The sequence below is a fragment of the Thermoanaerobacterium thermosaccharolyticum DSM 571 genome, from assembly GCF_000145615.1.
GTDB classification, from domain to species: domain Bacteria; phylum Bacillota; class Thermoanaerobacteria; order Thermoanaerobacterales; family Thermoanaerobacteraceae; genus Thermoanaerobacterium; species Thermoanaerobacterium thermosaccharolyticum.
Genome location: NC_014410.1, coordinates 1,486,295 through 1,499,675, shown reverse-complemented (window position 1 = coordinate 1,499,675; position 13,381 = coordinate 1,486,295). Strand labels below are relative to the sequence as shown.

The following is a 13,381-nucleotide window of genomic DNA, read 5'->3' as shown; positions in this document are numbered from 1 at the left end:
GACAAATGTTTACCCCATTAGTATAATTAATTTTGGCAATTATATTGGGGTGAGAAAATGAAAATAGATTTATCAAAGATTAAGGGACATAGGGGACGTAGCATTGAAGTTAATTACGTTGAAAATTTAAGTGTTCTGGAGGTAAATAACAACAGCTACGTAGTCAGTAAACCAATCAGTGTTACAGGAAACATAACGCATGATAGTGAAGGTATAATTTTAAAGCTCTTAGTCCGTGGCGCTATTAAAGTCACATGTGATAGATGCCTTGAGGAATTTGAGCACGAATTTATAATTCCAATAGATGAAATCTTAAATGAAGCTGATGAAGATTATTCTTATGAAGTAGAAGATGACAAATTAGATTTAACTAAGATTGTCATTGAAAATGTGGAACTTTCTCTTCCTATGAAGTTTGTTTGCTCACCTGATTGTAAGGGTCTATGTCCTATTTGCGGTAAAAATCTTAATCATGAAAAATGCGATTGCCAAATAAAAGAAGTTGATCCACGCCTTTCAGTTTTGAATAAATTACTGCAGAAAATGTAGGAGGTGTATTTTATGCCAGTTCCAAAGCGTAGGACATCGAAAGCAAGAAGGGACAAAAGAAGGCATAGTCATAGTTTAGCAATACCTGCTTATGTATTATGTCCACAATGCCATGAGCCAAAGTTACCTCACAGAGTTTGTTTAAGCTGTGGTTATTATGACGGTAAAGAGGTATTGAAAGTGGAAGAAAAGTAATGGAGTTAACTCTATTACTTTTCTTTTTATTTCTTGACTTTTATATATTATGTAATTTATAATTATGAGTAAGTCATAAAAACAACTTATATTTGGAGCTGATAATGTGGCCACTAAGCTAAATAAAAAAGATAGATTAAGACAATTAAAGATTGAAATAGATAAAAATCCATTTTACACTGATGATGAGCTTGCTGAATTGTTTTCAGTAAGTGTACAGACAATAAGACTTGACAGGATGGAACTTGGTATCCCAGAACTTAGGGAGAGAATTAAAAATGTTGCAGAAGAGAACTATCACAAAGTAAAAGCAATTGTTGGAAGCGAGATAGTCGGTGAGCTTATCGATTTAGAACTGGGCAAAAGTGGTATATCTGTTTTTGAGCCGACACCTGATATGGCATTTCTAAAGACAAAAATTATTAGGGGACATTATATATATTCACAGGCAGAATCTTTAGCGATTTCTGTAATTGATGCTGAGGCTGCATTAATAGGGGTAGCAAATATAAAATATAAATATCCAGTAAGGATAGGAGATCGCCTTGTTGCGAAGGCAGAGGTTATTAGAAAAAGAGGGAATAAATATTTCGTATGGGTTATGATAAAAGTAAAAAATAAGGAAGTTTTTAGAGGTAAGTTTATTTTAGCATCATTAGAAAGTGATAATACTGAAAAGGAGGTGCAATAATCTTGAGAATAGCAGTTGATGCTATGGGCGGCGATTATGCACCACTTGAGATAACAAAAGGGGTTTACAAAGCTTTAGAAAATTTTAACATAGAAATTGTCCTGGTAGGGAATAAAGACCAGTTAGATAAATATGTTAAAGAAGAAAAAGGTTTGACTGTAGTACATACAACAGAGACAATCACAAACAATGAACCACCTGTGGCGGCAATTAGGAAAAAGAAAGATTCTTCTATGGCGGTTGGCATAGATATGCTAAAGAAAGGCGAAGTAGATGCTTTTTTATCAGCAGGTAATACGGGTGCATTGATGGCTGGTTCGCTTTTAAAAATCGGTAGAATTAAAGGAATAGACAGGCCCGCCTTGGCTCCGATTTTACCAACATTAAACGGTGCTACAATTTTGCTTGATGCAGGATCTAATACTGATTGCAAGCCAATAAATCTGTTTCAATTTGCTATAATGGGAAATGTGTATGCTCAAAAGATGTTAAATATAGATAATCCTAAAATAGGTCTATTTAATATAGGAGCAGAAGAAGAAAAAGGAAATGAACTTACAAAACAGGTATATGATTTAATCAAAAATTCCCATTTAAATTTTATTGGTAATGTTGAAGGTAGAGACATAGCGTATGGCGTTGCTGATGTTGTCACTTGCGATGGATTTGTTGGTAATGCAATATTGAAGTCAATGGAAGGAACTGCATCTGTAATCTCTTCATTGTTAAAACAGGAGCTTCAAAGAAATTTATTGACAAAACTAGGTGCAATTTTAATTTATAATGGTTTGAAAAATATTGTTAAGAAGATGGATTATACGGAATATGGCGGCGCTCCACTTCTTGGCATAAAAAAACCAGTTATTAAAGCACATGGAAGTTCAAAATCAAAGGCAATTTTTAATGCCATAAGACAGGCAAAGACGATCGTTGAAATGGATGTCATATCTCATATACAAAGGGAAATAGAATTGATTGGAGATGATATAAGTGCCGCAAAATAATACTTTTAAGGCTGGCATTCTTGGGACAGGGAGTTTTCTTCCAGAAAATAAGTTGACAAATAAAGATTTGGAAAGGATGGTTGATACATCTGATGAGTGGATTGTATCCAGGACAGGTATAAAAGAAAGGCGTATAGCTCCGCCATCTATGACAACATCGTATATGGCAACAGAAGCTGCAAAAAAGGCTATTGAAGATGCTAAAATAACTGCTGAAGATATAGATTTAATAATAGTTGCGACTGTAGTTCCAGACATGAATTTCCCATCTACAGCATGTTTAGTACAAGCTAATATTGGCGCTATTAATGCTGCAGCGTTTGATATAGAAGTCGGCTGTTCCGGATTTATATATGGACTTTCCATAGCAAAACAATTTATTGAAAATGGTACATATAAATATGTACTTGTTATAGCTGCTGACATACTATCAAAGATAACAAATTGGGAAGACAGAAATACCTGTGTCCTGTTTGGCGATGGCGCTGGGGCGGCAGTAGTAGGTCAAGTTGAAAATGGTTATGGAATTTTAGATAATTTTATTGGTGCTGACGGAAAAGGTGGCATGCATCTTTATATGCCTGCTGGTGGCTCACGAATGCCTGCTTGTGAGGAATCTGTTAAGAATAAACTGCATACAATTCACATGAATGGACAGGAAGTTTTTAAATTTGCTGTAAATGTTATGAATACTGCTACCATTGAAGTTTTAAATAGATGCGGATTAAAACCTGAAGATGTAGATATTTTTATACCACATCAAGCTAACATCCGAATAATAGATGCAGCTATGAAAAAGTTAAAATTGTCTAAAGAAAAAGTTTTTATAAATCTCGATAAGTATGGCAATATGTCCGCAGCGTCTGTTGCTGTTGCATTGGATGAGGCTTTGAAGGCTGGTAAAATAAAAAATGGTGATATTATACTAATGGTAGCTTTTGGAGCTGGCTTGACATGGGGTTCAACTGTAATAAAGTGGTTAGAATAGAGGGTGAAATCATGTTAAAAACAAAAATTACAGATTTATTTGGTTTGAAATATCCTATATTTCAAGGTGGAATGGCATGGGTTGCAACGGCTGAGTTAGCTGCTGCAGTGTCAAATGCCGGTGGGCTTGGCATTATTGGTGCAGGAAATGCGCCTGCAAGCTTTGTAAAAGAGCAAATACAGAAAGCCAGAACGTTGACTGATAAACCTTTTGGTGTTAATGTAATGTTGATGTCACCATTTGTTGATGAGGTAATGGAAACAGTTCTAGAAGAGAGAGTAAGCATGATAACGACAGGTGCTGGCAATCCAGGGAAATATATAAGCAGATTAAAAGAAAGAAATATAAAAGTTGTGCCAGTTGTACCATCTGTTGCATTGGCTAAAAGAATGGAATCTATTGGTGCGGACGCAGTAATAGCAGAGGGAACCGAGTCGGGAGGACATATAGGTGAGCTTACAACTATGGCTCTTGTGCCACAGGTTGTTGATGCTGTAAATATTCCTGTAATAGCAGCAGGTGGCATTGGCGATGGCAGAGGTGTTGCTGCTGCTTTTTGCCTTGGAGCATCAGGTGTGCAGTTAGGTACGCGATTTGTATGTTCTACAGAATGTACAGCAAATGAAAAATACAAACAATATATTGTAAATGCAAAGGATAGAGATGCAGTTGTAACGGGAAGGACAACTGGACATCCAGTAAGGTCTTTAAAGAACCACCTTACAAGGGAGTTTGAAAAAGCCGAGCAAAATGGAGCATCTAAAGAGGAACTGGAGAAATTAGGAGCAGGTAAATTAAGAGATGCAGTAGTATATGGTGATGTTTTAAATGGTTCTGTTATGGCTGGTCAAATATCAGGGCTTATAAATGATATAAAGCCTGCAAAAGAGGTAATAGAAGAATTATTTGATGATGCTCAAAAGATTATTAAAAATCTATATGGAGGCTTGGAATAATGAAAATTGCATTTATTTATCCAGGTCAAGGTGCACAGTATACTGGAATGGGAAAAGAAATCTATGATAACTTTAGTGAAGCAAGAGAGATTTTTGAAGAAGCTAATGATTCATTAGGATATGATATCGCAAGACTTTGCTTTGAAGGCCCCGATGAAGAACTTATGAAGACTGAAAACACGCAACCAGCTATTTTAACGGTAAGCATTGCGCTGACAAAAGTTTTATCAAATAAAGGCTTAAAAGCAGATGTAACTGCTGGTTTAAGTTTAGGAGAATACAGTGCGCTTGTGTATTCAGGTGTGCTATCGTTTAAGGATGCAGTGAGGCTTGTAAAAAAGAGAGGCGAATATATGCAAAATGCTGTTCCTATAGGAATCGGAGGAATGGCAGCGATTATAGGACTTGATAATGAAACTGTAGAAAACATATGTTGTGATGTAAAAGATGTTGGAATTGTGGAGCCGGCGAATTATAATTGTCCAGGTCAGTTGTCAATAGCAGGTGAAATTAAAGCATTAGAAAAGGCTGTTGAAATAGCTAAGGCAAAAGGTGCGAAAAAAGCTGTTATGCTTCCAGTAAGTGCTCCATTCCACTGCAGCATGCTTAAAGAAGCTGGTTTTAAGCTGGAAGAAGATTTGAAAGAGATTTATACATATGATATGTCTGTTCCTGTCATAACTAATGTTACTGCAGACTATGAAAGAATAGATGAAGTAAAAAAAATGTTGGTTAAACAGGTAAGCAGCCCTGTTTTATGGGAGCAATCTATACGAAGAATGATTGAAGATCATGTAGATACATTTATTGAGATAGGTCCAGGTAAAACATTGACAGGATTTATGAAGAGGATAGATAAGACCAAAAAAGCGGTTAATTTTGAAGATATGGGCACACTTGATAAACTTTTATCGAGTTTGGAGGTAAATTAATGGAAAAGGAAGTCAAAACGGCATTAGTGACAGGAGGCGGAAGAGGGATAGGCAAGGCTATCGCCTTAAAACTAGCAGAAGATGGTTACAATGTCGTCATTAATTATTCAAAAAGTTCAAAAGATGCTGATGACACAGTTTTAGAAGCCAAGAAATTCGGTGTAGACGCATATGCAATTAAATGTGATATTTCTGATTATAGAGAAGTTGAAAAAATGATTGATAGCATCATAGAAAAATATGGCCATATCGATGTTGTAGTTAACAATGCCGGAATTACTAGAGATAATTTGATTCTTCGAATGTCAGAAGAGGATTGGGATAATGTGTTAAATATAAATTTAAAGGGAGCTTTTAATGTAATAAAATTTGTTTCTAAGTATATGATAAAAAGAAGAAAAGGTAAAATTATAAATATATCCTCAGTAGTAGGTGTTGTTGGAAATGCTGGGCAGGCGAATTATGCGGCATCAAAGGCGGGAATTATCGGATTGACAAAATCTTTGGCAAAAGAATTGGCATCGCGCGGCATTACAGTCAATGCAGTTGCACCGGGTTTTATAGAAACTAACATGACAGAAATATTAAGTGATTCTGTAAAATCTGCAATGATAAATTTAATTCCATTAAAAAGAGCAGGAAAACCACAGGATATAGCAAATGTAGTATCTTTTCTTGCCAGCAATGCTTCAGATTATATTACAGGACAGGTAATTAATGTTGACGGAGGAATGGTAATGTAATATTATTCTAATATGAGTGTTTTGAGAGGAGGTGAACTTTATGGAGTTTGAAAAAATTAGAGATATTATTGTAGAGCAATTAGGCGTAGATCCAGAAGAAGTTACTATGGAATCATCTTTTATAGATGACCTTGGAGCAGATTCTCTAGATATTGTTGAATTAATTATGGCACTTGAGGAAGAATTTGATGTTGAAATTCCTGATGAAGATGCGGAAAAAATTAAAACTGTTGGTGATGTAGTAGAGTATTTAAAAAATCTCGAAAAATAATATTAAGTCCCGCTTTTGCGGGACTTAATTCGATAATTTATTTAACGGAGGATTATCTATGAACAGGGTTGTAATAACTGGTATAGGAGCTATAACTCCAATTGGAAATAGCATAGATGAGCTGTGGGATTCACTTATTAATGGCAGGTCTGGAATTGATAAAGTCACGAGATTTGATGTTTCCTCATATCCTACGAAATTAGCAGCCGAAGTAAAAGATTTTGAACCAACTGAATATATAGATAAAAAAGAAGCAAAAAGAATGGACAGATTTACACAATTTGCGTTGGCATCTGCAAAAATGGCTTTGATTGATTCTGGGCTTGACTTAGAGAAAGAAGATCTAGATAGAATAGGAGTTATATATGGATCTGGAATAGGCGGTATAGAGACATTAGAAAATCAGCAAAATATACTAAAAGAGAAAGGTCCTGGTAGAGTAAGTCCGTTTTTTGTTCCAATGATGATAGCAGATATGGCTGCAGGACTAATATCTATTACTTTTGGTCTTAAAGGGCATAATGAGACAATAGTTAACGCTTGTGCTTCCAGTACAAACGCCATAGGTGATGCCTTCAAGGTTATTGAAAGAGGCGATGCTGACGTAATTGTAACAGGCGGAAGCGAAGCTGCTATAACACCTCTAGCAATTGCAGGATTTTGTTCGATGAAAGCAATGTCTACAAATGATGATCCTAAAACAGCATGTAGACCCTTCGACGCCAATAGAGATGGTTTTATAATGGGGGAAGGCTCAGCGACGCTTATACTTGAATCGCTAGAGCATGCTATAAAAAGAGGTGCAAAAATTTACTGTGAAATTGTAGGCTACGGAGCTACTGCTGATGCATATCATATTACGGCTCCAGCGCCTGAAGGCGCGGGTGCAGCGAGGGCGATGAAACTAGCTTTAAAGGATGCTGACATTATTCCTGAAGATATAGATTATATTAATGCACATGGAACTTCTACAGAATACAATGACAAGTATGAAACTATGGCAATTAAAAATGTATTTGGACAACATGCGTACAAGCTAAAAGTTAGTTCAACAAAATCTATGACTGGCCATATGCTTGGAGCATCAGGGGCTGTCGAAGCAGTAGCAACAGTACTTGCGATTAAGAATGGAATTGTTCCACCTACGATTAATTATGAGACGCCAGATCCTGAGTGTGATTTAGATTATGTTCCAAACAAGGCATTAGAAATGGAAATAAATTATGCTTTATCAAATTCATTTGGTTTTGGGGGACATAATGCTACATTAGTATTCAAAAAATATTGAAAGAGGAACAATCATGGAAACCAGCGAGAAATATGAAAATCTTGAGAAAAATATTGGCTATGTTTTTAATAATAAAAAATTGCTTAAAAATGCATTAGCACACAGTTCGTGGGCTAATGAAAGCAAAAATATAGGTATAAGCAATGAAAGATTGGAATTTTTAGGGGATTCTGTTCTAAGCATTATAATTAGTGAATACCTGTATAAAAGTAGAAGTGATCTAGAAGAAGGATATTTATCTAAGTACAGGTCGGAAATAGTTTGTGAACCCTCCCTTGCCAGATGTGCCAGAGAAATAGAGCTTGGCAAATATTTGCTTATGGGAAAAGGCGAAGAGATGACTGGTGGCCGCAATAGAGAGTCTATTCTTGCAGATGCTATGGAGGCGTTGATAGCGGCCATTTATCTAGATTCAGATCTTAAAACTGCAAGTGATATAGTTTTAAGGCTTTTTGATGAAATAATAAAAGAAGTGTTGAGCGGACTAATATATCGTGATTATAAGACAAAATTACAAGAAGTAACACAGAAAATGGGGTCAGAAAAAATAATCTATAAGCTCACAGATGAATATGGCCCTGATCATAACAAAATGTTTGTAATAGAAGTTTATGTTGGTGAAAATAGACTTGGCAGAGGCATGGGAAGAAGTAAAAAAGAAGCTGAACAATATGCTGCTATGGAAGCTTTAAGTAAGATGGGGTTGAAATGAATAATATTTACATTATACCAATTTTTATACCGCATTTAGGATGTCCACATAAATGTGTATTTTGCAATCAAGATGAGATTACTGGTTTTAAGTCCAAGATTGATGAAGAATATGTGGATAATACTATAAAGGAATATCTAAAAACTATACCAAATGAATCGCATATTGAAGTCTCTTTTTATGGAGGGAGTTTTACAGGAATACCTTTGGAAAAGCAAAAGAAATTTTTAAGCATAGCCCAAAAGTATATTAAATCAGGTGAAATTGATGCGATACGTCTTTCAACAAGGCCTGATTATATAGATGAAGCTATTCTTGATAATTTAAAAAAATATGGTGTCTCAATTATAGAACTTGGCGTACAAAGCATGGATGGAGATGTACTATTGAAAAGCTTAAGAGGTCATACTGCAGATGATGTTTGCAATGCTTCAAAATTAATAAGAAAATATGGTTTTACATTAGGGCTGCAAATGATGATAGGTCTGCCTGGAGATAACAGGCAGAAATCGTTAAAAACAGCCAATGAAATAATTTCTCTGCAGCCGGAATTTGTAAGGATTTACCCAACTCTTGTTGTAAAAGGTACTTATCTTGAAAAGATGTATAAAAACGGTGTATATGAACCGATTGATTTAGAAAGCGCCGTAGAATTATCAAAAATACTGTATATAAAATTTAAAAAAATGGTATAGATGTAATTAGAATCGGATTACAAGCAACTGAGGATATTAATATTAGTAAAGATGTTGTGGCAGGTCCTTTTCATCCTGCCTTTGGGCAATTAGTTAAATCATCAATTGTGAAAGATATTTTAGATAGTATATTTCAAAATAACGGCATAAAAGATGGATTAGTAGACATTTATACTAATCCTCGGTCAACATCAACTATGGTAGGACAAAAGAAGAGAAATAAGATTTATTTAGAAACAAAATATGATACAGAAATAAAGATAATTCAAATGGCTGATATTCCAGAAGATAGTGTATATGTAGGATTTAATGGTCAATTATACAAAGACTCGATAGAAAATTACATAAATAAATCCACTATATAATCTTTAAAAAATTTTTTATAAAAAGAAGGATTTAATAAATATATATAGAATATATATTTTGTATTCATTTTCAATTCTACTAAGGAGGTTATTATAGTGGAGGTTCTAAAAGTATCAGCTAAATCTCAACCTAAATCTGTAGCAGGAGCGTTGGCAGCAGTATTAAGAGACAAGTCTGTAGCTGAAATACAGGCTGTTGGAGCAGGGGCCGTAAATCAAGCTGTAAAAGCGATAGCAATCGCAAGAGGATTTGTGGCACCTAATGGTATAGATTTAATTACTATACCTGCTTTTTCAGAGATAGAAATAGAAGGGGAGACCCGGACAGCTATAAAGTTCATAGTTGAGCCAAGATAATTAAAACCTGCTGATGCAGGTTTTAATTATCTTGTATGAAAAGTTGCTTTCTTTTGACAACATTAAAAACTTGGAGGGTCTTATGTTTTTAAAAAGATTAGAAATAATAGGATTTAAATCCTTTGCTGATAAGGTTGTGTTAAATTTTGAAAAGGGAATAACGGCGATAGTTGGTCCAAATGGGAGTGGCAAAAGCAACATATCAGATGCTGTAAGGCTGGTTTTGGGAGAACAAAGCATTAAAAGCTTAAGGGGCAATAAATTGGAGGACGTAATATTTGTCGGTACGGATAAGAGAAAGCCTTTAAGCTTTGCAGAAGTTAATTTGACGCTGGATAATAGCGATCACACGTTGCCACTGGATTTTACAGAAGTCGTTATTACTAGAAAAATATTTAGGTCTGGCGAAAGTGAATTTTATATTAATAAAACTCAGTGCAGGCTAAAAGATGTATATGAATTGTTTATGGATACGGGAATTGGAAGAGATGGATATTCTATTATAGGTCAAGGTAAAATAGACGAGATATTAGTATCTAGGCCTGAGGACAGAAGACAAATATTTGAAGAAGCATCCGGAATATCAAAATACAAATACAAAAAAGAAGAAGCTTTAAAGAAGTTGATTGCTACTAACGAAAACATAAATAGAATAAATGATATACTTTGTGAGATTCAAAATCAATTAGAGCCGTTATATGAGCAAAAAGAAAAAGCTGAAATGTATACAAAGTTGCAAGAAGAGAAAAAACGAGTAGATATAACAATACATTATTTTGATGTAGAGGAATTGTTTAAAAAGCTAAATAATCTTAAAGAAGAACAAGATATTATTGAAAAAGAGATATTAAAATTTCAATCAGAAATTGAAGATCGAAATAAAACTCTTGATAATGAAGAATCAGAAATCAACAATTTGAAGAAAGAATTAGATATAAACAAAGAAGATTATTTTAATTCTCTAAATGATATAGAAACTATAAATGGGAAAATAGATCTTTTAAACGAAAAAATTAAAAATAGCCAAGAGAATATCGATAGACTAAAAAAATCATTGGATGAAGGAAAAACTAAATCCACCACAGTATTAAAAGACATAGAGAATATTAAAAATGACATAAAGAGATTAGAATCAAGAAAGATGGAATTGGAGGCTAATCTAAATGATCTTACTTTAAAATATAATTCGATAAAAGAAGAAGCTGATATGAAACAAATAGAAGTGGAAACCGCTAAGGAAGACATCGTAGACATTTTAAACGAGATTGCGGAAAATAAAAACAATCTTGGAACTACTGAGTTAATGAAAAATAACATGGTGGAAAAATTAAATGAATTAAATAAAACACAAGAAATGTTGCTTGGCGATATAAACAATAAAAAAGAAGAAATATTTAAAATAAGCAGTAATATACAATCGCTTAAAGATGAAATAAAAAAATTGTATAGTGAAAAGAATTCTGTTGAAACTGATTTAAATGCTTTAGAAAATGAAATCAAAATCAGAAATGAAGAATATGGAAGAATGCTAAATGAATATAATAGCAATTTATCAAGACTTAAAGTCTTAAGAGAAATGGACAGAGATTATGAAGGCTATAGCTACAGCATAAAGAACTTGATGAAATACGTTGAAACTGATAACAAAGTTAAGCAAAATGTATTAGGTGTTGTTGGTGAACTGATTAAAGTAAAAAGTGAATATTCATTGGCCATTGAAATAGCTTTAGGTTCAGCTATTCAAGATGTCATCACAAAAACTACAGATGATGCAAAAGATTTAATATCGATCTTAAAGAAAAACAATTTTGGAAGAGCGACATTTTTACCGCTTGATAATATAAGCTATAAATCATTTGATCAATCACTAGATAATGTCGATGGTGTTGTAGGATTGGCTTCTGATATAATAGAGTACGACAAAAGAATTGAGAAAGCTATAAAATTTATTCTAGGAAGAGTAATAATAACAAGGGATATTGATACGGCACTTTTACTGACAAGAAAATTTAAAAACCAATATAAAATAGTCACGTTAAAAGGCGAAGTTATAAATCCTGGAGGCTCAATAACTGGCGGAAGCATTAATCACAAATCTCAAAACATATTAAAACGCAAGGAAGACATTAAATATGCAAGTATTAGATGTGATAAACTAGAAAAAGATTTGAAAGAATTTGAAAAGTCAAAAGAAGGCTTAATGAGAAAGACAGAGTCAATCAAGGAAAAGCTGGATAATTTATCAAAGGATATTAACAATAGAGAAATTATTTTTGCTGAATATACAAAGAACAAAGTGACTTTAGAGAGCGAAATAGAAAAATTATCTGCCATTATAAAAGATAACGAAATAGAAAAAAGTCAAATAGAAGAAGCTATAGAAAACTATAACAAAGAAATTGAAAGTTATAAAGATAAAATTTCTATCCTCAGTGAAAAAAAATCATCCTTAGATAGAATAATTAAAGAATACAAGGACAACCGTGATAATAATAATGGCTTGTTAAATAAGCTAGAGGCAGAAATTACAGATTTAAAGATAGAATTGGCAAGATATGAGCAAAATTTACAAAATGATATTTCTAAGTTAAATGAAAAACAATTAGAATATGAAAATACGATAAAATACATCAGTGAAATTGAAAGCAGCCTTAATAAGTACGAAAGTTATAAAATAACGTATGAGGAAGCTAAGCAAAAATCTATAGAGGAAAATGTCGCTTTAAATGATAAGTTAAAATTGACCAGTAACAAGATACAAAAACTTGAAGATATGTTGAATCAGAAAGTAGATAAAAACAATGATGCTAAAAATGAGTTAATTATTTTGGAGAAGGAACACTCAAAGAGATTAGAAAAAGAACGAGGCTTGGATTTAAATATTCAAAAGATTGAGATGGAAATAGAGAATATTAAAAATCGACTTTGGGAAGATTATGAAATAACAATTGGAAATGCTAAATCGTACTTAATCGATGAAAGCATCTCAACGTTGAGGCAACGTTCATTAAAACTTGCTGCAATGATAAGAGATTTGGGCGTAGTTAATCTAAATTCTATAGAAGAATATAGAAACTTAAAGGAAAGATTTGATTTTTTAAAAAAACAATATGATGATTTGGTAGATGCAAGGAATTCGCTTAATTCTATTATTGAGGAAACTAATAAAATTATAAAAACAAAATTTAAAGATAATTTTGAATTAATTGAAACCCAATTTAAAGAGACATTTAAAAAATTATTTGGTGGTGGACGGGCAGAATTAATTTTAACAAATCCAGATGATCTGTTGAATACCGGAATAGAAATCAATGTTCAGCCACCTGGCAAAAAATTGCAAAATATTTCTCTTTTATCTGGTGGTGAGAAAGCATTAGTTGCAATATCGTTATTATTTGCTATGATATTAATAAGACCTACTCCATTTTGCATACTTGATGAGATTGATGCAGCACTTGACGATGCAAATGTGGACAGGTTTGCATCATACCTGAAGGAACTTTCTAAAGATTCACAGTTTATTGTAGTTACGCACAGAAAAGGTACTATGTCTGTAGCTGATACTTTATATGGAGTTACTATGCAGGAAAAAGGTGTTTCAAAATTATTATCATTGAAATTAGAAACTGTTTAGA

The 13,381-nt window shown here is 33.4% G+C and carries 15 protein-coding genes; all 15 read left to right on the top strand.

The window, feature by feature from the left end:
- Window positions 1–57: 57 nt before the first annotated feature.
- The 15 genes from TTHE_RS07445 (at window position 58) to smc (ending at window position 13,380) form a co-directional block, all read left to right on the top strand.
- Window positions 58–549: a YceD family protein gene (locus TTHE_RS07445; RefSeq protein WP_013297977.1), complete on the top strand. Its 492-nt coding sequence runs from the start codon at window positions 58–60 to the stop codon at window positions 547–549.
- A 12-nt stretch (window positions 550–561) separates the two neighbouring features.
- Complete coding sequence (rpmF, locus tag TTHE_RS07440) at window positions 562–744, top strand: 50S ribosomal protein L32 (RefSeq protein ID WP_013297976.1); 183 nt, start codon at window positions 562–564, stop codon at window positions 742–744.
- A 106-nt stretch (window positions 745–850) separates the two neighbouring features.
- Window positions 851–1,435 carry a transcription factor FapR gene (fapR, locus tag TTHE_RS07435; protein ID WP_013297975.1) on the top strand — a complete coding sequence of 195 codons (585 nt, stop codon included), beginning with the start codon at window positions 851–853 and terminating at the stop codon, window positions 1,433–1,435.
- A gap of 2 nt (window positions 1,436–1,437) precedes the next feature.
- Window positions 1,438–2,439 (top strand): phosphate acyltransferase PlsX, encoded by a 1,002-nt coding sequence (gene plsX / locus TTHE_RS07430; RefSeq protein ID WP_013297974.1) that lies wholly within the window; start codon window positions 1,438–1,440, stop codon window positions 2,437–2,439.
- Window positions 2,426–3,427, top strand: coding sequence for a beta-ketoacyl-ACP synthase III (locus TTHE_RS07425; RefSeq protein ID WP_013297973.1), 1,002 nt, complete (start codon window positions 2,426–2,428; stop codon window positions 3,425–3,427). The genes plsX and TTHE_RS07425 overlap by 14 nt, the downstream gene beginning before the upstream one ends.
- Window positions 3,428–3,438: 11 nt before the next feature.
- The gene (gene fabK, locus TTHE_RS07420) at window positions 3,439–4,383 is read left to right on the top strand and encodes an enoyl-[acyl-carrier-protein] reductase FabK (RefSeq protein ID WP_013297972.1); all 945 of its coding nucleotides are present in this window, start codon (window positions 3,439–3,441) and stop codon (window positions 4,381–4,383) included.
- Window positions 4,383–5,315 (top strand): ACP S-malonyltransferase, encoded by a 933-nt coding sequence (fabD, locus tag TTHE_RS07415; protein ID WP_013297971.1) that lies wholly within the window; start codon window positions 4,383–4,385, stop codon window positions 5,313–5,315. The genes fabK and fabD overlap by 1 nt, the downstream gene beginning before the upstream one ends.
- Window positions 5,315–6,058, top strand: coding sequence for a 3-oxoacyl-[acyl-carrier-protein] reductase (gene fabG, locus TTHE_RS07410; protein WP_013297970.1), 744 nt, complete (start codon window positions 5,315–5,317; stop codon window positions 6,056–6,058). Before fabD ends, fabG begins: the two co-directional genes overlap by 1 nt.
- A 40-nt stretch (window positions 6,059–6,098) precedes the next feature.
- Entirely contained in the window at window positions 6,099–6,329 is a 231-nt protein-coding gene (gene acpP / locus TTHE_RS07405) for an acyl carrier protein (RefSeq protein WP_013297969.1), read from the top strand.
- 58 nt (window positions 6,330–6,387) lie between these two features.
- Window positions 6,388–7,617 carry a beta-ketoacyl-ACP synthase II gene (fabF, locus tag TTHE_RS07400; RefSeq protein WP_013297968.1) on the top strand — a complete coding sequence of 410 codons (1,230 nt, stop codon included), beginning with the start codon at window positions 6,388–6,390 and terminating at the stop codon, window positions 7,615–7,617.
- A 13-nt stretch (window positions 7,618–7,630) separates the two neighbouring features.
- Window positions 7,631–8,329 carry a ribonuclease III gene (rnc, locus tag TTHE_RS07395; protein ID WP_013297967.1) on the top strand — a complete coding sequence of 233 codons (699 nt, stop codon included), beginning with the start codon at window positions 7,631–7,633 and terminating at the stop codon, window positions 8,327–8,329.
- A complete protein-coding gene (locus tag TTHE_RS07390; RefSeq protein ID WP_231292627.1) occupies window positions 8,326–9,024 on the top strand; it encodes an elongator complex protein 3 in 699 nt (232 codons plus the stop codon). The genes rnc and TTHE_RS07390 overlap by 4 nt, the downstream gene beginning before the upstream one ends.
- 56 nt (window positions 9,025–9,080) lie before the next feature.
- Window positions 9,081–9,389: a hypothetical protein gene (locus TTHE_RS15145; protein WP_231292626.1), complete on the top strand. Its 309-nt coding sequence runs from the start codon at window positions 9,081–9,083 to the stop codon at window positions 9,387–9,389.
- Between the two features lie 96 nt (window positions 9,390–9,485).
- On the top strand, window positions 9,486–9,746 hold the full coding sequence (locus TTHE_RS07385; protein WP_013297966.1) for a stage V sporulation protein S: 261 nt from the start codon (window positions 9,486–9,488) through the stop codon (window positions 9,744–9,746).
- Window positions 9,747–9,828: 82 nt separating this feature from the next.
- Window positions 9,829–13,380, top strand: coding sequence for a chromosome segregation protein SMC (smc, locus tag TTHE_RS07380; RefSeq protein WP_013297965.1), 3,552 nt, complete (start codon window positions 9,829–9,831; stop codon window positions 13,378–13,380).
- Window position 13,381: the final 1 nt, after the last annotated feature.